Origin of the sequence: Micromonospora sp. NPDC047793, from assembly GCF_040642635.1 — a bacterium.
In the GTDB taxonomy this organism is placed as follows: Bacteria; Actinomycetota; Actinomycetes; order Mycobacteriales; family Micromonosporaceae; genus Micromonospora.
Genome location: NZ_JBEYSG010000014.1, coordinates 160,025 through 179,051 on the forward strand (window position 1 = coordinate 160,025; position 19,027 = coordinate 179,051).

A 19,027-nucleotide genomic window follows, 5' to 3' on the forward strand; every position below is an offset into this window, starting at 1 on the left:
ACTTCTTGATCAACGCCGCCGGGCGCGGGCGGGCGCCGCCGGGCGCGGGCGGGCGCCGCCGGGCGCGGGGGAGAGCGCAGCGTGGGGGGTGGGTGCGAGGTGCGGGGGTCAGTGCGTGGGGGGGATTACGCGGAGGTGGCCGCGCCGCGAGGAGGTGGTGGGGGGTGCGGCCTGCTGGGTCTGGTCGTCCTGCGGAGGGCGGGGCGCCGGGCGGGCGGCTTCGCGGACCGCCTCGGCGAGCGCGACCAGGTCGTCGGTGGTGGGCGGCGGGGGCTCGAACTCGCCCTCGTGCCGGACCACCTCCCAGCCGCGCGGTGCGGTCAGGCTCCGGGCGTGCGGCTCGCACAGGTCGTACGTGTGCGGCTCGGCGAAGGCGGCGAGCGGACCCACCACGGCCGTCGACTCGTTGTAGACATAGGTCAGCGTGGCGACCGCTTGCCGGGGGCAGCCGTTACGGGAGCAGCGCCGTGGTGACCTCACGGGCGCAGGGTATCCCCATTACCGGGTCCGGCGCACCGGTTCGCGTTACGACACGCCCGTCTTGGTGATCACATTTCGGCCCGGGGCGCGGCGCGCCAGGTGGCGGCGCTGATGCGGGCGGGGGCGCGGTGGCGGCTACCCTTTGGCTCATGACGAGTCCGGAGAACCGCCGCCCCGGCCCCGGCCGGCGGGCGCACCGCGACCGGCACGGGCGCGGTCTGCGTGGGCGGCTGGTGCCGGCGACTGTGCCGTTGGCGCGCACCAAGGCGGAGATCTTCGACGACCTGGTGCTGGACACCGTCGAGACGCTGGAGCGTCGCTTCGCCAAGGAACTCGCCGGGGTGGAGTTCGCCGTCGAGGACGTCCCGCCGGATCTCAACGTCTATGACACCGACGTGCTGGAGGACGGCGAGGTGCCGTTGGCCCGGCTGCTGCCGGGTCGGCCGGGACGTCAGGAGGTGCCACCTCGCATCGTGCTGTACCGCCGCCCGCTGGAGTTCCGGGCCATGGACCGCGAGGATCTCGCCGACCTGGTGCACGACGTGATCATCGAGCAGGTGGCGAACCTGCTCGGCGTCGACCCGGACGAGTTGGCCTGACCCGGCCGCCGTGACCCCCCACGGCACATCGTCACCCCCGGGGCGGGACGTCCCCCGACCGTCCCTTCCCGACGACTCAGGCTGCTCGCCGCTTGAGCTTGCGCCGCTCACGCTCGGAGAGCCCACCCCAGATCCCGAACCGCTCGTCGTGGCCGAGAGCGTATTCGAGGCATTCGGTCTTGACCTCGCACCGCGAGCAGATGCGCTTCGCTTCGCGGGTCGAGCCGCCCTTCTCGGGAAAGAACGCCTCCGGGTCGGTCTGCGAGCACAGCGCTCGCTCCTGCCACTCCGGCGCGTTTCCGAGCAGGTCGGCCGCCTCGAGCTGGCCGTCCATCAATTGCCTCCTTGTCGCGCACCGGCGCCATCGCCGCTGCAACCCCCCACGCGAAAGGCGTGCTTGTCCGTCCGGTCCCGTTATGATGCGGTTCGTGCGAACAACCCCATTCAAATTACACGCGTGTAATGCGTGCGGCGTCAAGCCAAACTTGATAATGGAGTCGCCCTCCCGACACGCACCCGGTCTCGCCCTGCCCTATCGATTCAGACCCCGGCCGAGTAACGCCCTCTCCGGCGAGTTGCCCGAGTTTTCTCCCGTGGCGCACGGCCCGGGACAGCGGTGATCACACCCCGCGCCGGCCTCCGGAAGGCCACCCGACAAGATCGGTTGATCTTGACCCGCAAGATTAGCCCGACTTCGTCGGGACCGCCCGTCCACCGGGCATACGACGACCGCGCCCCGTCCACATCGTGGACGGGGCGCGGTCGTGAGACAGTCGGCGCGGTCAGTCGGAAGTCGCGGAAAGGCTGGTGGGCCACGTGAATTCGGAGACCACACCACCGGCCACCCGGACCGTTCCGGCGGGCGTATCGTCGTCCCACCAGACGGTATAGGTACCTGCCGGCAGGTCCGGGTAGACCGCACTGTGGAAGGTACCGTCCAGGACCTGCCGCTCGCGTACGGCGGAGTGGGTCCGCGGCTCGTCGTCGTGGTCCGGGCGGCTGACCTCGATTTCCCGACCGAGCAGGTGACGTCCGGTGTGCACGATCAGGGCACCGGTCTCCCCGCCCAGGTCAAGCACAACAGTCGCGCTCCCCGTCGGACCGTATGTGTGCACATGCCCGCTCATGCCGACCCTCCGCTACGCTCCGCGCCGGCACGAGGGCCGACCGCACCGATGATTCGCTCGCTCATGCCGTCCTCCACTGCGCTCCGCGCCGGCACACCCCTGAATCGATGACTCGCTCGCTCCGCTCGCTCATGCCGCCGCTCCCGGGTTGTTGAAGCCGTCGTAGGGCGTACCGAGGAAGGGGAAGTTGCGCAGGAACGGCGCGGTCACGTCGGCGGCGCTCAACCCCGGGGTGACCGCGGCGGCCGCCTCGTCCGGCTGGAACTTCCGGTCCACCAGCGGCACCGTCAGACCCGCGATGGCCCGCAGCGCGATCGTCACCACGTCGTCGGTGACCCGCCGACCGTTCGGGAAACCGGCCAGGTCACCGGCGAGTACGCCGATGGCGTTCGGGCGGCGGGCCGGCGGGATCGCGGTGTTCAGGCGCAGCATGTCGGCCTGCACGTCGCCGGTGGCGTTGGTGAAGCCGTCGATCAGTCCCTCCGGGACACCGGTGAGCAGGATCGCGACCAGGTCCGCCCGCGCCTTCTCGGACTTGTTCAGCTTCTCCAGGTTGGGGAAGACGCCCGGGTAGAGCACCGGCAGCAGGGCGGCCAACTCGGGTCGCTCGACGAACTTCGCGAACCGCTTGTCCTCCGACGGCGGCAGGGTGTTCCACAGGTCCTTCTGTGCCATCGGCACGATGACCTCGTTGAACAGTGGGTTGCCCAACCTGGACACCTGGGTGAACGGCCCGGTGCTCGTGTCGGCGGCCACCCTGTCGCCGAGCACCCGCACCTGGCGGCGGGACGCCGAGGTCCAGACGCCGATCACCGAGGCGGGTTCCTGCCAGTGATACCGGTTCGCCTTGCGGCGCGCCCGGTCCAGCGGCACCTGAAGGGCGATGCTGTGCACGTTGAGCCGGTCGGTGGTGTTCACCGGCGTGCCGGGCTCCCGGAAGATCTTCTTGCCGGCCACGTGCAACTGCTGGAACGGGCGCAGCGTACCGAGGTCGAAGATCGCCCCGAGGTCGACGAAGAAGCCGTCGGCGCGCTGCCCGGCGAAGACCTTCTCGCCGGTGGAGAGCGAGAAGGTGGCCTGGCGGACCAACTCGCCGTACTTCGGGGTGGAAAGCGGGCCGACGTTGCACGGCGGGCAGGGCAGCTTGCGCGCCAGCCGCTCTTCCCGTCCACCGGCGATCCGGGTCAGGCTGTAGAACTGCCGTCGGTTCCAGTTCTCGCTGTCCAGGGAATCGATCGGCCCGGTGTTGTAGAGAAAACTATTCGGGTTCGTGATTTCGGTGGTGAATTCGAAACGGTAGGTGACGTCCGGCTGCCCGTCACCGTTGTTGTCGATGTGGATCTCGTAGCGCACGTCGTCGCCGAACTCGAAGAAGTTCGGGCCGCCCGAGGGCAGTTGCAACGGTACGTAGTTGGCGATCAGCGTCACCGTGTCCGGACGGTCCGGCGTGACGAAGGCGTACAGGTCCGACGAATCGGCGACCGGGTCCTTGGCGATCTCCGGCGCTTCGCGGTGTGACGACATGACGAACCCACCTCACGGGGCAAAAGTGTGCATTGGACGGACGGCCGGGCGCCGAGAGCCCGCGCCGGACCGGAGTACGCGGCCGCCCGTACGGCGGCGGCGGGTGACCGCTCAGCGCCGGTGACGGGCGCCGCGGTCGGCAACGCCCGGCGTGGCGGGCGGAGGTCGGGTGGGCACGGTCAGCGCCGGGCGGCGGCCTTGCGCAGCCGGTCCGCCAGACCACGGTCCCGCACCTCGATGCGGGACTGGCCCACGAAGACGTCCATCGTGCCGGAGCGGGCGTCGCGCAGGTGCACCACGATCGTCTCGTCCGCGCCGGCCGCGACCCCCTTGTCGTCGTCCCCGGCGGCCGAGAGGCCCGGCACCGCCAGGGCGGCGGCGCCGAGCGTGGCGCTGGCCGCAGCCGTCAACGTCTGCCGGCGGGTCAGTCGCGGCCACTGCCGCGTCCGCCTTCTCTCAGTGATCATGGCCAACCTTTCCGGCGGCGCGCAGGCGCCCGCAAGGACGGACGGGGGTCGCCGCACGGACCGCGAAGGCCCCCGAATCTCGGGTGCCGGCGGCGGTCCTCGCCGATCCCGCCGCCGGCATCGACAGGTACGGCCGGGGACGCGCGAAGGTTCGACGCTAGGCGCTGAGGTGACCGTACGAAGTCGTACGCCTACGCGCCGGACGACCGGCCGCCGTCGCGATCGCCCGTAGCTGCTCCTCGGTCCGCGCGGAACCGTTGCCCGAACCGGCCATCCGCGAGATGGTCTCCTCCATCAACGTGCCGCCCAGGTCGTTGCAGCCGCTGCGGAGCATCTCGACCGTGCCCTCGTCGCCCAGCTTCACCCAGGAGCACTGGATGTTGTCGATCCGACCGTGCAGGAGCACCCGGGCCATCGCGTGCACCACCCGGTTCTCCCGCCAGGTCGGCCCCGGCCGGGCGATGCCGGCCAGGTAGATCGGGGCGTTGGTGTGCACGAAGGGCAGCGCCACGAACTCGGTGAACCCGCCGGTGCGGTCCTGCACACCGGCCAGCACCCGGAAGTGCGCCAGCCACTGCCCGGGATGGTCCACGTGGCCGTACATCATCGTGGAGCTGGACCGGAGGCCCAGCTCGTGGGCGGTGCTGACCACCTCGACCCAGGCGGCGGTCGGCAGTTTGCCCTTGGTCAGCACCCAGCGCACCTCGTCGTCGAGGATCTCCGCCGCCGTCCCGGGGATGGTGTCCAGCCCCGCCTCGCGCAACCCGGTCAGCCACTCCTTCACCGACACCCCGGCCTTCGCGGCGGCGGTGGCGATCTCCATCGGGGAGAAGGCGTGCACGTGCATCCGGGGCACCCGCGCCTTGATCGCGCGGACCAGGTCGGCATAGACGGTGACCGGCAACTTCGGGTCGATACCGCCCTGGATGCAGACCTCGCCGGCACCGGCGTCCCAGGCCTCCTGTGCCCGGTCGGCGACCTGCTCCACCGACAGGCGGTACGCGTCGGCGTCCCGCTCCCGCTGCGCGAAGGCACAGAACCGGCAACCCACGTAGCAGACGTTGCTGAAGTTGATGTTGCGGTTGACGACGTACGTGACGTCGTCGCCGACCGTGTCCCGGCGCAGGTCGTCGGCGCGGCGGCAGAGTTCGTCCAGGGCCGGGCCGTCCGCGCCGAACAGCGCCATCGCGGCGTCGGCGTGCCGGGGTTCGAGTAGCGCCGCCGGGTTGTCGGCGGCCAGCCGCAGCCCCGCCCGCAGGTCGGCGTCACCGGCACCGGCGGCGACCGACCGACCGGCCGGACCGGCGGGCGGTACGGCGACCTTGGCCGCCACCTCCGACCAGTCCCCGTAGACGTGGTCGAAGTCGCCCCGCCGGTCCTCGGTCCGTCCCGTGCGGTCGATGTCGACGTGCAGGTCGGTCCGCCCGCCGAAGGTCTCGTCCGGCTCCTGCCAGGGACGGCCGACCGGCCGGGCCGACTCCACGGCGAGCCCGGTCGCCGGCTCGGCCAACGCGGTGACGTGCGGCAGCAGGCGCGGATCCAGCCACGGCTCACCGGCCCGGACGTACTCCGGGTAGACGGTCAGCCGCTCGCGCAGCGTGAACCCGGCGGCGGCGGTACGCGCCGCCAACTCGTCGAGCTGCGGCCACGGGCGTTCCGGGTTGACGTGGTCCGGGGTCACCGGCGAGACGCCGCCCCAGTCGTCGATGCCGGCCCGCAGCAACAGGTCGTACTCGCCGGCGATGAGGTTCGGCGGCGCCTGGATGCGGGCCTTCGGGCCGAGCAACAGCCGGGCCACCGCGACGGTGGCCGCCAGGTCGTGCAGTTCCGCGTCTGGCATGCCGCGCATCGCGGTGTCCGGCTTGGCGCGGAAGTTCTGCACGATCACCTCCTGGAGGTGGCCGTACTCCCGGTGCGCCCGCCGGATGGCGAAGATCGCGTCCACCCGTTCGGCGGGCGTCTCGCCGATGCCGATCAGGATGCCGGTGGTGAAGGGGACGCCGACCCGACCGGCGTCGTCGAGCACCCGCAACCGGACCGCCGGTTCCTTGTCGGGCGAGCCGTAGTGCGGGCCGCCCGGCTCCGACCAGAGCCGCGTCGCGGTGGTCTCCAGCATCATCCCCATGCTGGGCGCGACCGGCTTGAGCCGTTGCAACTCCGACCAGGAGAGCACGCCCGGATTCAGGTGCGGCAGCAGGCCGGTCTCCTCCAGCACCGCCACCGCGCAGGCCCGCACGTAGTCCAGCGTGGATTCGTAACCCCGCTCGTCCAGCCACTGCCGGGCCGCCGGCCAGCGCTCCTCCGGCCGGTCGCCGAGGGTGAACAGCGCCTCCTTGCAGCCCTGGGCCGCACCGGCGCGGGCGATGGCGAGCACCTCGTCGCGGTCGAGGAACGCCGCCGGCAGCCTGTGCGGCACCGTGGCGAAGGTGCAGTAGTGGCAGCGGTCCCGGCAGAGCCGGGTCAACGGCACGAAGACCTTCTTCGAGTACGTGACCACACCCGGCCGCCCGGCGTCCCGCAGGCCGGCGTCGCGGATCGCGCCGGCGACGTCGAGCAGTTCGGTGAGGGCGGTGCCGCGCGCACTCAGCAGTGCGGACGCCTCGTCGACGTCGAGCGCCCGGCCGGCGGCGGCCCGACGCAGGGCCCGGCGGACGGCCGCCTCCGCAGGCCCAGGCTCGCTGCGATCAACCATCCGCCCAGCCTAGGCGCTGGCACGGGCGGCACACCCCCCACGTGGGCAACCGCACCCGGCCGCCCGGCCGGGTGTCACGCCGGTCAGGCCGACTTGTCGCCCGGGTCGATCCGCTGGGTGCGGTCGCCCTCACCCGGAGGCGGCGTCGCCTGGCCCGGCTCGGTGCTCTGCCGGGGGATGGTCTGGGTCGGGTCGGCCGACGGGGGCTGCCCGAAGGGCGGTGCCGCCGGAGAGGTCGGCGCCGGCGGCTGCGGCGGCACGACCGGCTGGCCGTGCGGCGGCCAGGTGTGCGGGGCGGACGGCGGCCCGCCGGGCGCCTGGCCCGCCACCGGCCAACCCGGCTGCGGCTGGTCCCCGCCCGGCTGACCACCGGGGAATCCGCCCGGCTGAGAACCGGGGTAACCCCCCGGCTGGCCGGGGTAACCGCCGGGCTGACCCGCGCCCGGGTAGCCGACCTGGCCGGGGTATCCGCCGGACTGCTCGCCACCGGACCAACCGCCACCCGGACCGGGCTGCTGCTGCCACCCACCCGGGTAGCCACCGGGCTGCCCCGGGTTGCCCTGCGGGGCCCAGCCCTGCTGCGGGCTGCCGTACAGTCCGGGCTCCTGCTTGGGCTTGGGCACGTGGTAGAGCCGCCGCCAGACGGTCCAGACCACGTACGCCGCCGCGCCGAACAACGCCACCCAGGCCGCCCGGACGAGGACGCCGGTCAGGGCGTCGAAGATCTGTGCCTCGGCCAGCCGGCCGACCGTCCAGATCAGCAGCGTCAGGCCGCCGAGCACGACGCTGACCGCGTACTCGACCAGGGCCACCTGCGTGATCAGCTTCGCCTTGCCGACCACCGGGGCGAGGTGGGTGGCGAGCAACACCGCCAGCAGCGGCAGGACGATCGCCTCCAGCCCGACGAAGGCGAAGAACGCGCTGCCCGCCCGGCCGGTCACCGTGCTGTAGGCACCCTGCGGGGTGACCAACCGGATCAGCGCGACGAAGAGGAAGACGGCGTTCGCGCCCAGGAGCACGAGGGCGACGAGTTCCCGAAGCGGCCCGGTCACCTGACGGGCCGGGGTCGGTTCGGTGGGCGGTTGCTCCACGGGGCTGGTCACGGACTCTCCCTGGGGGCGAAAGCGGACAGGTGCCGACGTGAGCCTAGTCTCCCCGGACGACTGGCCGACGGAGGCGTCACGTAGGCGAGGATGGGCTGATGCGTGTCGTGGTTCTGACCGGCGGAATCGGGGGTGCCCGGTTCCTGCTCGGGGTGCGTGCGTACGCCCGTGAGGTGGGTGCCGAGGTGACCGCCGTGGTCAACGTCGGCGACGATCTTCGCCTGCACGGGCTCCGGGTCTGCCCGGACCTGGACAGCGTCATGTACACCCTCGGCGGCGGGGCGGACCCCGAGCGCGGCTGGGGTCGTACCGGCGAGAGCTGGACGGTCAAGACCGAGTTGGCCGCGTACGGTGCCGAGCCGAGCTGGTTCGGGCTCGGCGACAAGGACCTGGCCACCCATCTGGTACGCACCACCATGCTCGACGCCGGGTACCCGCTGCACCAGGTGACCGACGCGTTGGCGACCCGCTGGCAGCCCGGCGTACGCCTGCTGCCGGCGACCGACGACCGCCTGGAGACGCACGTCGTGGTGACCCCGCCCGACGAGGCCGGCGACGGCACCGACGGGCAGCGGGCGATCCACTTCCAGGAGTGGTGGATCCGGTACCGCGCCCAGGTGCCGACGCACCGGTTCGTCTTCGTCGGTGCGGAGGCCGCGAAGCCGGCGCCCGGCGTGACGGAGGCGATCGCCGACGCCGACGTGGTGCTGGTGGCACCGAGCAACCCGGTGGTCAGCATCGCGCCGATCCTCGCCGTACCGGGCGTGCGGGCGGCGCTGACCGGCGGTCCGGCCCCGGTGGTCGGGGTGTCGCCGATCATCGGTGGCGCGCCGGTACGCGGCATGGCGGACCGGTGCCTCTCGGTGGTCGGTGTGCCGTGCACCGCCGCCGGGGTCGGCGGGCTGTACGGGAGCCGGGCCGGCGACGGCCTGCTCGACGGATGGCTGGTCGCCGAGGAGGATGCGGACACGGTGGTGCCGGACGTGACGGTACGCGCGGTGCCGCTACGGATGACCGACGAGGCGGCGACGGCGGCGATGGTCCGCGCCGCGGTGGAGTTGACGTGAGACTGGAGATCCTGCCGGTGCCGGGCATCGGCCACGTGACCGAGGGCGACGACCTGGCGGCGCTGATCGGAGGCGCGGCACCCTGGCTGCGCGACGGCGACGTGCTGGTGGTGACCAGCAAGATCGTCTCGAAGGCGGAGGGGCGGCTGGTGGACGTACCCGCCGACGGCCCGGACCGGCAGGCCGCCCGCGACGAGGTGCTGGCCTCGGAGACGGTCCGGGTGGTGGCGTCACGCGGCCCGACCCGGATCGTGCAGACCCGGCACGGCTTCGTGATGGCGGCGGCCGGCATCGACGCCTCGAACGTCGACAAGACCCGGCTGGTGCTGCTCCCGGAGGACCCGGACGCCTCGGCCCGCGCACTCCGCGCCGGCCTGCGGGCCCACAGCGGCGTGAACGTCGCCGTGATCATCAGCGACACCATGGGTCGGCCGTGGCGCAACGGGCTCACCGACGTGGCCCTCGGCGTGGCCGGGATGGACGCGATCCGGGACCACCGGGGCGAGGTCGACCCGTACGGCAACGAGCTGGTGCTGACCCAGATGGCCGTGGTCGACGAGTTGGCCGGCGCGGGCGAACTGATCAAGGGCAAGTGCGACCAGATGCCGGTCGCGGTGGTCCGGGGCTACCTCACCGCGGGGCAGGACGACGACGGCGACGGCGCCCGGGTGCTGGTGCGGGACGCCTCGATGGACCTCTTCTCGCTCGGCACCGCCGAGGCCCGGGCGGCCGGGCTGGCCGACGCCGCACACCTGCCGGACCGCCCCGGCGAGTCCCGCCCCGATCCGGCGGTGGTCGCCGCGGCGATCGCCTCGGTCATCGACGTCGTCGCCCCCGGCACCGTGTTCACCCAGGTCGTCGACGACGACGTACGCGCCGGACTGGTCAACACCGTGCCCGGCTGGCCGGGCCGCGCCACCGGACTGGTGCTGTGCTCCCCGCCCACCCCGGTCGGCCCGGTGCAGCTGGTCCGGTTCGGCACCGACGTGCAGAAGCTGCGGACCGCCCTCGCGGCCCACCACGTCCCCTCCCAACTCCTCCCCCCACCGCCGGCCACCACCGCCGCCGCCTCCCTGGCCCTCTGAGGACCCGCCACCGGGCCCGCCCGGTCGAGAGCCGACCGCCGGTGCCGGTCGGTCAGGGGTTGAGCAGGGCGCGGCCCAGCGGGGTGGGGGTGTGCAGGACGGTGTTGCGGTCGCGGTGGCTCACCAGCAGGCCGGCGTTGCGCAGCACGGTGGTGTGCTGGCTGGCCGCCGCCGCCGAGATCCGCAACCGGCGGGCCAGCTCGCCCGTGCTGCACCCGCCGTCGGTGGCGGCCAGGACCGCCGCCCGGGTCCGGCCGAGCAGCGCCGCCAGCGCCGTACGGCCGGTGCCGGCGCCGTCGGCCCCGTCGACGACGAGTCCACCCAGCCGGTCCACCGGATAGACCAGCACCGGCGGCAGCTCCGGGTCGACCAGCGCCACCGGTGTCTTCGCGCAGAAGAACGACGGCACCAGCAGCAGCCCCCGCCCCAGCAGGTGCAGTTCACGGCTGTTCGGATAGTCGGGGATGTGCAGCACGCCGGACTCCCAGCGCACGCCGGGCCGCAGGGAGGTCAGCAGACCCTCGATCCCGCCGTCGAGCATGGCCCGCGCCCGCCGGTTCCGGTCGGCGTCCACCGCCGCCTGCACCCGCTCCCAGTAGGGACCGAGCGCCAGGTCGCGGTACCGGCTCATGGCATCGGTCAGGTCGTCCAGCGCCCGCGGCTCGCCCCGGGCCACGGCGTCGGCCCCGGTGGGCAGGCTCCGACCGCTGGCCAGCCGGCTCAGGTCGCGGTGCAGCAGGGTGGCAGGGGTACGCCGCAGCGCCTCCATCCCGGCCTCGAACCCGCCCACGCTCTCGTGCGGGGTGAGGAAGTCCGGGAAGTAGCCACGCGGCGGGTTCAACGCCAGCAGCAGCCGCAGCCCGTCGGCGTCATCCTGCCGGCGCAGGCCGCGCATGACCTCACGTCGCCAACCGGCGAGCAGTGGGTCCCGGCTGCGTCCGGGCAGCAGGTGCAGGCTCAGCACCACTTCCCAGATCGGGTCCGCAGCCGGAGCGACTCTGGTCCGGAGGATGTCCTCGCCGGAGAAGTGGATCTTCAGCATGGAACGGCTCCCCGTCACCCGACCGAGGGACGCCCGGCGACGCTAGGCACTTTACCTGGGACACATCGCCTTGGTCTGTTAAGCGTGGGCTAAAAGACCTCGACTCGCGCCGCCCGGGTCCGCCATGCTCTGCGTGCCGCAGGGATAGCACGCATCGCGTGCCGCCACTGCGGAGTCCGGGGGCCGCAGGACGGCTCGACCGGGTGGCACCGCACGAGGGTCTGCGGCTCACGCTTCCGCAGGGGTGCCGCCCGGTCGTCCACCGTCCCGCCCCGCAACTCCCCTCCCACCCGCCCGTACGCTGTGCGGGACGGAAGGAGGGGCCGTGTCGACGCCTCACGCGACCGAGGAGCACCCGCAGGCCCCGGAGCACGGTTGGGCCGCACTGCACACCGACGCGTCGGCGGTCCTCACCGGATGGACGCCGACCAGCCCGGACGCCGCGACCGCCCGGGCCCGCACCCTCGACCTGCTGACCGCCGGACCGGTCGCGATGAGCCGCGAGCACCGGGCCGGACACGTCACCGCCAGCGCCCTGCTGTTCGACTCGACCGGCACCCGCGTGCTGCTCTGCCTGCACCGCAAGTTCCACCGCTGGGTGCAGCTCGGCGGGCACTGCGAGTCGGGCGACCGGACACTGGCCGGGGCCGCGCTCCGCGAGGCGACCGAGGAGTCCGGCATCACCGGCCTGCGGGTGGACCCGGTGCCGATCGACGTGGACGTGCACGAGGTCGGCTGCCGGGGCGGTTCCCTGCACCACGACGTACGCTTCGCCGTCATCGCCCCGCCCGGCGCGGTCGAGACGGTCAGCGCGGAGTCCGAGGCGCTCGGCTGGTTCCCGCCGGACCAACTGCCGCAACCGCTGGCCGGCGGGACCGCCCGGCTCATGCCACCCGGACTGGCCGCGTTCAGACGAGCCGGTCCTCACCTCGCGCCTTGAGTTCGTCCACGATCGCCTTGACGTCCTGGGCGCGATCGCGCGGGCAGACCAGCAACGCGTCCGGCGTGTCGACCACGATCAGGTCGCGCACGCCGACGCCGGCCACCATCCGCCCGGACTGCGGCACCACCACACACCCGCTGCTGTCGCGCAACAGCACCTCGGCCTTGACGTCGCCACCGATCACCACGTTGCCGGCGTCGTCGGTCGGCAACACCTCACCGAGGGTGTGGAAGTCGCCCACGTCGTTCCAGCGGAAGTCGCCCGGCACCGTGGCGACCCGACCGGCGCTCGCCGCGCCCTCCATCACCGCGTAGTCGACCGAGATCTTCGGCAGCGTCGGCCAGACCGCGCCGAGCACGTCGTCCTGCTCGGGGGTGCCCCACACCGCCGCGATCGCGGTCACGCCGGTGTGCAGGGCGGGCTGCTGGCGGGCCAGCTCGGCGAGGAACGCCGACACCCGCCAGACGAACATGCCGGCGTTCCACAGATACCGACCGGACCGGACGTACGCCTCGGCGACCTCGGCGTTCGGCTTCTCCTTGAACTCGACGACCGGACGCATCGGACCGTCACCCACCGGATCACCGGTCTGGAGGTACCCGTAGCCGGTCTCCGCCCGGGTCGGGGTGATCCCGACGGTCATCAGCAGACCCTGGTCCGCGCCCCGGACCGCCGCCTCGACCGTCTCCACCCACCGCTCGGGCTGACCGATGAGGTGGTCCGCCGCGAACGACCCCATCACCGCGTCCGGGTCCCGCACCGCGATCACCGCCGCGGCCAGCGCGATGGCCGCGCAGGAGTCCCGCGGCGACGGTTCGATGAGGATGTTCTCCTCGGGGAGCCCGGTCAACTGGCGGGCCACCGCCGCCGCGTGCGCGGCTCCGGTGACCACCATGGTCCGCTCCGGAGTGGTCAGCGGCGCCGCCCGCTCCACCGTCGCCTGGAGCAACGAGGCCGGGGTGCCGGTGAACGGGTGGAGGAACTTGGGGTGGCCGGAGCGGGACAGCGGCCACAACCTTGTGCCACTGCCACCCGCCGGAATGACGACATAGATCACCAGGACATCATGCCCGAACCGCCCGCTCCGGGTGCCGGGTTGCCACCGTCAGGCGCGTACTCGTGACCAGGCGGCGATGTGCACCTCGGCGCTCGACTCCCAGGTGAACTCCTTGGCCCGGTCGAGTCCGGCCTTGGCCAGCGACAACCGACGCGGCTCGTCGTCGAGCAGCGCGACCAGGTCGGTGGCGATCTGGTCCGGGTCCTCACTGGTGTACGCCACCGCCTCACCGCCCACCTCGGGCAGGGAGAGCCGGGGCGTGGTGAGCACCGGCGCGGCGCACGCCATCGCCTCCAGCACCGGCAGACCGAAACCCTCCCCGTAGGACGGATAGGCGGCCACCAGGGCACCGCCGAGGAAACCGGGCAGGTCGGCGTACCGCAGATAACCGGGGCGCAGCAGCCGCAGGTGCGACGGCACCTCGGCGGCGGCCCGGTCGATGTCGTCGTCGTGCCCCTGACCACCGGCGATCACCAGGGCCGGCGGGTCCTCCCGGTCGGTGACCGCCCGGGCCCACCCACGGATCAGGTTCGGCACGTTCTTACGCGGCTCCTTCGCGCCGTGGAAGGCCACGTAGCTGCTGCCGCCCAGGCCCAGCCGGGCGCGTACCCGGGCCTTCTCCTCGTCGCCGGGGGCGTGGAAGGCGTCCTGGTCGACACCGTGGTAGGCCACGTCGATCCGGGTCGGATCGGCGTCCAGCAGCCGGATCAGCTCGTCCCGGGTGGCCTTGCTCGGCACGATCACCCGGTTGGCGCGGCGCAGCGAGGTCTTGATCGCGCTGCGGAAGAACGTCCGGCGGGACTTGTCGTAGTGCTCCGGCTCGGTGAAGAAGGTCGCGTCGTGCAGGGTCACCGTGACCGGGCAGCCGGCCCGCAACGGGCAGGTGTAGAAGGGCGAGTGCAGCACCTCGGCACCGACCTGCTGCGCGAGCAGGGGCAGGCCGGTCTGCTCCCAGGCGAGCCGGGCGGGACGGTGCGCGACGGCGGCGGGAGCGGGGACGATCTCGGCTCCGGGCAGCATCCGGCGATAGCGGTCCAGGTCGGTGCGGAGACTGACCACGACCAGTTCCACCGCCGACCCGCACACCTTGCCGAGGGCGCCGAGCAGACCGTCGACGTATCTACCGACGCCCCCGCGGTCGGCGGGGACACTCGTGGCGTCGATGAGCACGCGGGGCGGGCGACCGGCGGTCACGGGGCGACTCCTTGTGGTGGCGGGACTGTGGGGAACAACACTTCGGGCAAGCCTACGCCGGTGCCGAGTACGGACGCTGACTCCGACCCGACGGTTCGCCGACTTGTGACTGTCATCGAGTACGCGCGGCGGCGGCGTATCGTTCGCGCCGATGGCCGACAACATTGCCCGCGTCCTGCCCGACGCGATCGCGACCGACCCGACCCGACCGCTGCTCACCTGGTACGACGACGCGACCGGTGAACGCACCGAACTCTCCGGCGCCACGTTGACGAACTGGGTGGCCAAGACCGCCAACCTGCTCGTCGACGAACTGTCGCTCGGGCCCGGTGACACTGCGGCGGTGCTGCTGCCACCACACTGGCAGACCGCCGCCGTGCTGCTCGGCTGCTGGTCGGCCGGCCTGACCGTGGCCGATCGACCGAATGCCGTGGACGTCCTGTTCGCCACCGCCGACCGGGCCGCCGAGGCGGACGCCTGGTCGGCCGCCGACCGGTACGCGCTCGCCCTGCACCCGTTCGCGCTGCCGCTGCGGGAGGTGCCGTCCGGCTTCGCCGACTACGTGACCGAGGTACGCGCCCACGGCGACCACTTCGGCGCGTACCCGCCCGGCGGACCGGGCCACGTCACGCTGCGTGAGCGGGCGACCGCCCGCGCGACCGAGTTGGGCATCTCCCCGGGCGAGCGGGTCCTGATCGACGTGGACGCCCTGCCCGACCCGGTCGACTGGTTGCTCGCCCCGCTCACCGCCCGCGCGTCGACCGTCCTCTGCGCCCACCCCGACCACACCCGACTACCCACCCGAGCCACCACCGAAAAAGCCACCCGAACCCTCCCCTGACCCCCTTCCCCCCGCTCCCCGCCTTCCCCGCCCCGCACCCGCCCCCGCCGCCCTGCCCCCGCCCACCGCGCCGCGCCGCGCCGCGCCGCGCCGGAGACCGTCCCGGCACTCCGCACGTCTTCCCCTCCTCCGTCGATCATGGAGCTGTGGCTGACGTTCCGCCCGCATTCACCCCTTTCGCCCTCACCCCAAGTCCATGATCGACGGGGCAGTCAGGGCGAGGCGGGGCGGGCGGCGGCTGGGGTGGGCGGCGGCTGGGGTGGGCGGCGGGTGGGGTGGGGCGGGGTGGTTAGGGGGTGGGGCGGGATTGGGCGAGGGTGGCGAAGGCGGTCAGGGAGTCGGGGTTGGCCAGGGCGCCCTTGGCGGCGGCCTGGTCGACCGGGGTACCGGTGAGGATCTTCTTGACCGGTACCTCCAGCTTCTTCGCCGACAGGGTCCGGGGCACCGCGCGCACCTGGTGGATCTCGTCGGGGACGTGCCGGGGTGAGAGGGCGGTGCGCAGCTCGCGGCAGATCGTCGCGCGCAGATCGTCGTCGAGGGTGAGGCCGTCGGCGAGGACCACGAAGAGCAGCAGCTCACCGGCGCCGCCCTCGTCGTCCTCCAGGTGTACGACCACCGAGTCGACGACCTCGTCCAGCCCCTCCACCACGGAGTAGAACTCGGCGGTGCCCAGGCGTACGCCGCCCCGGTTCAGGGTGGCGTCGGATCGACCGGTGATCACGCAACCACCGCGCGCGTTGATGGTGATCCAGTCGCCGTGCCGCCAGACTCCGGGGTAGACGTCGAAGTACGCCTCCCGGTAGCGGGTCCCGTCGGGGTCGTTCCAGAAGCCCACCGGCATGCTCGGCATCGGCGCGGTGATGACCAGTTCGCCCAGTTCGCCGATGACCGGGGTGCCGTCGGCCGAGCGGGCCTCCACCCTGGCGCCGAGCGCCCGGCAGGTGATCTCACCGGCGTGCACCGGCAGCAGCGGCACGCCGCCGACGAAGCCGGTGCACACGTCGGTGCCACCGGACAGCGACTGGAGTTGCAGGTCGGTGCCGACCGTCTCGTACACCCAGGTGAAGCCCTCGGCGGGCAGCGGCGCACCGGTCGAACCCAGCCCGCGCAGCGCGGACAGGTCGGCGATCTCACGCGGGGCCAGGCCCGCCTTGCGACAGGCCAGCAGGTACGGCGCCGAGGTGCCGAAGTAGGTGGTGCCGGTCTCCTCGGCGAGCCGCCACAGCCCGCCCAGGTCCGGGTGGCCCGGGTTGCCGTCGAACAGCACGATCGTCGTGCCCACCGCCGGGCCGGAGACCAGGAAGTTCCACATCATCCAGCCGGTGGTGGTGAACCAGAAGAACCGGTCGGCGGGACCGAGGTCGTGGTGCAGGGCGAGCATCTTGAGGTGTTCCAGCAGGATGCCGCCGTGCCCGTGCACGATCGGCTTGGGCAACCCGGTGGTGCCCGAGGAGTAGAGCACGTACAGCGGATGGTCGAACGGGACCGGGGTGAACGTCGCCGGTTCGTCGGTCTCCGCCGCCAGCTCGGCCCAGGAGAGCGCGCCGGCCGGGGCCGGGGCCGCCGGGTCGAGGTAGGCGATGCTCACCGTGTGCCGCAGCGACGGCAGTGCGGCGCGGATCGCGGCCACCTCGGTACGCCGGTCCACCGGCTTGTCGCCGTAGCGGTAGCCGTCCACCGCGACCAGTACGGTCGGCTCGATCTGCTGCCAACGGTCGGTGACACTGCGGGTGCCGAACTCCGGCGCGCACGAGGAGAAGATCGCCCCGAGGCTGGCCGTCGCCAGCAGCAGCACGTACGTCTCGGGGATGTTCGGTGCGTACGCGGCCACCCGGTCGCCGGTGCCCACGCCGAGCCGGCGCAGCCCGGCGGCCACCCGGCGGACCTGGTCGCGCAGTTCGGCGGCGGTCAGGGTGACCGGGGCACGGGTCTGCGAGTGCGCGATCACCACCGGGTCGTCGTCGGCGCGGCCGGGCATGTGCAGCACGTTCTCGGCGTAGTTGAGCGTGGCGTCGGGGAACCACCGGGCCCCCGGCATGTCGCGGGCGCCCAGGGTGGCGGTCGGCGGGGTGTGCGCGACGACCTCGAAGTGGTCCCAGATCGAGCGCCAGAAGGCGTCCAGGTCGGTGACCGACCACCGCCACAGCGCGTCGTAGTCGGCGAAATCGAGCCCCCGGTTCTCGGCGAGCCACCGCAGGTACGTCCCGATGCGTGAGCGCTGGAGCACGTCCGCCGGCGGCGTCCACAGCACGTCCGTCACTGGTCCACTCCTCCCCTGGCCCGGCACGACGCTGTGCGGTGGGCCGTGGCGTCATCCTGCCCTACCGTCGCGCATCCGCTGCCGTCACCGGTGCGCCCGGATGTAAGGAAGGGCACCTTGTTAACGCCTGCGGTAGTACCGGGGTCCCCTGCTAACGCAGCAGGCCACGACAACCGCTCAGCCGGACTCGCTCCGCGCGTGCTGGATGGCGCGGCGGCGGGCGAGCCGGTGCGCCCGGCGGATCTCCGCCTCACGCCAGCGACGGCTGTCCTCCGCCGTCTCCGGCAGCACCGGCCGCACCGCCCGTGGCGCGCCGCCCACCTCCACGCCGACGAAGACGAGGTACGCGGTGGCCACCCGCACCGGCTCCGCCTCGGCCGAGTCCCAGCGCTCGGCCATCACCCGTACGCCGACCTCCATCGACGTCGACCCGGTCCAGTTGATCTGGGCGTACGCGTGGATCAGGTCACCGACCCGGACCGGCTCGGAGAAGACGATCTCGTCGATCGCGGCGGTGACCGCCGTACCCCCGCTGTGCCGGGCCGCGGCGGCACCGGCGACGTCGTCCACGAACTTCATCAGCACCCCGCCGTGCACGGTGCCGTAGAGGTTCACGTCCACCGCCGTCATGATTCGGCTGAGGGTCACGCGGGAGTACGACGTCGGCTTGCCCGGTGGCGCGGCGGAGGGGTGCTCGGTCATGGCGGAAACGGTACGGTGCGCGGATGCGACATCTGTGGAGCTTCCTCGCCGGGCTGGTGGTGGCACCGGTCACCTGGGTGCTGGTCACCCTGGGGCAGGACGGGTCGGCCGGCACAGTCGACCGGTGGGTGGAGATCGGCACCTCGAACACGGCCAACCTGATCGAACCGGCCGTCTATCTCGCCGTCGGCGGCATCGTGTTGGGCCTGCTCGGCACACTGCGCATCTCACCGCTCGGCCCGCTGGTGGCCGGGCTGCTGCTGATCACCCCGTACGTCGGGCTGTTCGTCGCGCCCTTCCGGGTCCGCGAGCGCATCCCGGCCGACTGGGAGTTCCTCGGCGACCCGCTGCCGCTGCGGCTGCCGGTGCAGAACGGCACCCTGTTCCTGATCGGCCTGCTGCTGCTGATGGCGACGTTCAGCGGGCAGCGGTGGCGGCGCTGGCCGAGGCCCGCACCGGTGGTGCCGCCGCCGGCCGAGGCGACGACCCAGGACCTGCCGGTGACCGAGTGGCCGCCGCCGCAGTCGGCGGAACGGGACACCGAGCCGCTGAGCCTCGGCTACCCGGACCCGGACGACACGCCGACCGAGCCGCTGCCCCGGCGTACCAGTGGGACGTCGCCCTGGTCGGCACCGCCTGGCGGCCTGCCGCGACAGGACGACGCGCGCAACTGATCGAACGGAGAGGAGGGCTCCGCCCGGTGGTCGTGTGCCACCGGGCGGAGCCCTCCGTCGTCAGTCCTTGAGCAACTGGCGGGCCATCACGATGCGCTGCACCTGGTTGGTGCCCTCGTAGATCTGCGTGATCTTGGCGTCCCGCATCATCCGCTCGACCGGGTAGTCCC

The 19,027-nt window shown here is 72.8% G+C and carries 19 protein-coding genes; 6 read left to right on the forward strand and 13 right to left on the reverse strand.

From position 1 onward, the window contains the following. Positions 1-108: 108 nt before the first annotated feature. Complete coding sequence (locus tag ABZ738_RS24395) at positions 109-480, reverse strand: DUF3499 domain-containing protein (protein WP_176092711.1); 372 nt, start codon at positions 478-480, stop codon at positions 109-111. Positions 481-629: 149 nt separating this feature from the next. Here ABZ738_RS24395 and ABZ738_RS24400 point away from each other — a divergent pair, with 149 nt between their 5' ends. Continuing rightward, positions 630-1,079, forward strand: coding sequence for a metallopeptidase family protein (locus tag ABZ738_RS24400; RefSeq protein WP_117229420.1), 450 nt, complete (start codon positions 630-632; stop codon positions 1,077-1,079). Positions 1,080-1,155: 76 nt separating this feature from the next. Here the strand turns inward: ABZ738_RS24400 and ABZ738_RS24405 are convergent, their stop codons facing one another. From ABZ738_RS24405 to ABZ738_RS24430, 6 genes are all read right to left on the reverse strand, one after another. Further along, complete coding sequence (locus tag ABZ738_RS24405) at positions 1,156-1,413, reverse strand: WhiB family transcriptional regulator (RefSeq protein WP_013731688.1); 258 nt, start codon at positions 1,411-1,413, stop codon at positions 1,156-1,158. 448 nt (positions 1,414-1,861) lie between these two features. Beyond that, positions 1,862-2,158: a phospholipase gene (locus tag ABZ738_RS24410; protein WP_357216703.1), complete on the reverse strand. Its 297-nt coding sequence runs from the start codon at positions 2,156-2,158 to the stop codon at positions 1,862-1,864. A gap of 177 nt (positions 2,159-2,335) precedes the next feature. Next, entirely contained in the window at positions 2,336-3,730 is a 1,395-nt protein-coding gene (locus ABZ738_RS24415; RefSeq protein ID WP_131055614.1) for a DUF4331 domain-containing protein, read from the reverse strand. A 179-nt stretch (positions 3,731-3,909) separates the two neighbouring features. Beyond that, positions 3,910-4,197: a hypothetical protein gene (locus tag ABZ738_RS24420; protein WP_131055616.1), complete on the reverse strand. Its 288-nt coding sequence runs from the start codon at positions 4,195-4,197 to the stop codon at positions 3,910-3,912. Between the two features lie 157 nt (positions 4,198-4,354). After that, on the reverse strand, positions 4,355-6,889 hold the full coding sequence (locus tag ABZ738_RS24425) for a bifunctional FO biosynthesis protein CofGH (RefSeq protein ID WP_176092710.1): 2,535 nt from the start codon (positions 6,887-6,889) through the stop codon (positions 4,355-4,357). Between the two features lie 83 nt (positions 6,890-6,972). After that, positions 6,973-7,992: a hypothetical protein gene (locus ABZ738_RS24430; RefSeq protein ID WP_176092709.1), complete on the reverse strand. Its 1,020-nt coding sequence runs from the start codon at positions 7,990-7,992 to the stop codon at positions 6,973-6,975. Positions 7,993-8,090: 98 nt separating this feature from the next. On the opposite strand from ABZ738_RS24430, the gene cofD reads away from it, so the two are divergent. Both cofD and ABZ738_RS24440 read left to right on the forward strand, forming a co-directional pair. Next, a complete protein-coding gene (gene cofD, locus ABZ738_RS24435) occupies positions 8,091-9,059 on the forward strand; it encodes a 2-phospho-L-lactate transferase (protein WP_131057637.1) in 969 nt (322 codons plus the stop codon). Continuing rightward, a complete protein-coding gene (locus tag ABZ738_RS24440; protein ID WP_176092707.1) occupies positions 9,056-10,144 on the forward strand; it encodes a coenzyme F420-0:L-glutamate ligase in 1,089 nt (362 codons plus the stop codon). The genes cofD and ABZ738_RS24440 overlap by 4 nt, the downstream gene beginning before the upstream one ends. A 52-nt stretch (positions 10,145-10,196) precedes the next feature. Here ABZ738_RS24440 and ABZ738_RS24445 read toward each other — a convergent pair whose 3' ends face one another. Continuing rightward, positions 10,197-11,186 carry a winged helix-turn-helix domain-containing protein gene (locus tag ABZ738_RS24445; protein WP_131055956.1) on the reverse strand — a complete coding sequence of 330 codons (990 nt, stop codon included), beginning with the start codon at positions 11,184-11,186 and terminating at the stop codon, positions 10,197-10,199. A gap of 325 nt (positions 11,187-11,511) precedes the next feature. On the opposite strand from ABZ738_RS24445, the gene ABZ738_RS24450 reads away from it, so the two are divergent. Then, positions 11,512-12,126 carry an NUDIX domain-containing protein gene (locus tag ABZ738_RS24450; RefSeq protein ID WP_236145952.1) on the forward strand — a complete coding sequence of 205 codons (615 nt, stop codon included), beginning with the start codon at positions 11,512-11,514 and terminating at the stop codon, positions 12,124-12,126. Here the strand turns inward: ABZ738_RS24450 and ABZ738_RS24455 are convergent. Continuing rightward, positions 12,095-13,186 carry a sugar phosphate nucleotidyltransferase gene (locus tag ABZ738_RS24455; protein WP_131055952.1) on the reverse strand — a complete coding sequence of 364 codons (1,092 nt, stop codon included), beginning with the start codon at positions 13,184-13,186 and terminating at the stop codon, positions 12,095-12,097. The two genes, ABZ738_RS24450 and ABZ738_RS24455, sit on opposite strands and share 32 nt — an antisense overlap. Positions 13,187-13,234: 48 nt before the next feature. Next, positions 13,235-14,380, reverse strand: a complete 1,146-nt coding sequence (locus ABZ738_RS24460) for a glycosyltransferase family 1 protein (RefSeq protein WP_131055950.1) — start codon at positions 14,378-14,380, stop codon at positions 13,235-13,237. Between the two features lie 151 nt (positions 14,381-14,531). Here ABZ738_RS24460 and ABZ738_RS24465 point away from each other — a divergent pair, with 151 nt between their 5' ends. After that, complete coding sequence (locus tag ABZ738_RS24465; protein WP_357216714.1) at positions 14,532-15,221, forward strand: TIGR03089 family protein; 690 nt, start codon at positions 14,532-14,534, stop codon at positions 15,219-15,221. Between the two features lie 289 nt (positions 15,222-15,510). Here ABZ738_RS24465 and ABZ738_RS24470 read toward each other — a convergent pair whose 3' ends face one another. Then, entirely contained in the window at positions 15,511-17,481 is a 1,971-nt protein-coding gene (locus ABZ738_RS24470; RefSeq protein WP_357216717.1) for an acetoacetate--CoA ligase, read from the reverse strand. A 177-nt stretch (positions 17,482-17,658) separates the two neighbouring features. Further along, on the reverse strand, positions 17,659-18,183 hold the full coding sequence (locus ABZ738_RS24475; protein ID WP_131057119.1) for a hotdog domain-containing protein: 525 nt from the start codon (positions 18,181-18,183) through the stop codon (positions 17,659-17,661). A 23-nt stretch (positions 18,184-18,206) separates the two neighbouring features. On the opposite strand from ABZ738_RS24475, the gene ABZ738_RS24480 reads away from it, so the two are divergent. Beyond that, positions 18,207-18,857, forward strand: coding sequence for a hypothetical protein (locus tag ABZ738_RS24480; RefSeq protein ID WP_176092701.1), 651 nt, complete (start codon positions 18,207-18,209; stop codon positions 18,855-18,857). Positions 18,858-18,917: 60 nt separating this feature from the next. Here ABZ738_RS24480 and ABZ738_RS24485 read toward each other — a convergent pair. Continuing rightward, positions 18,918-19,027 (reverse strand): acyl-CoA dehydrogenase family protein (locus ABZ738_RS24485; RefSeq protein WP_357216727.1); only part of this gene is annotated, 110 nt, incomplete at its 5' end.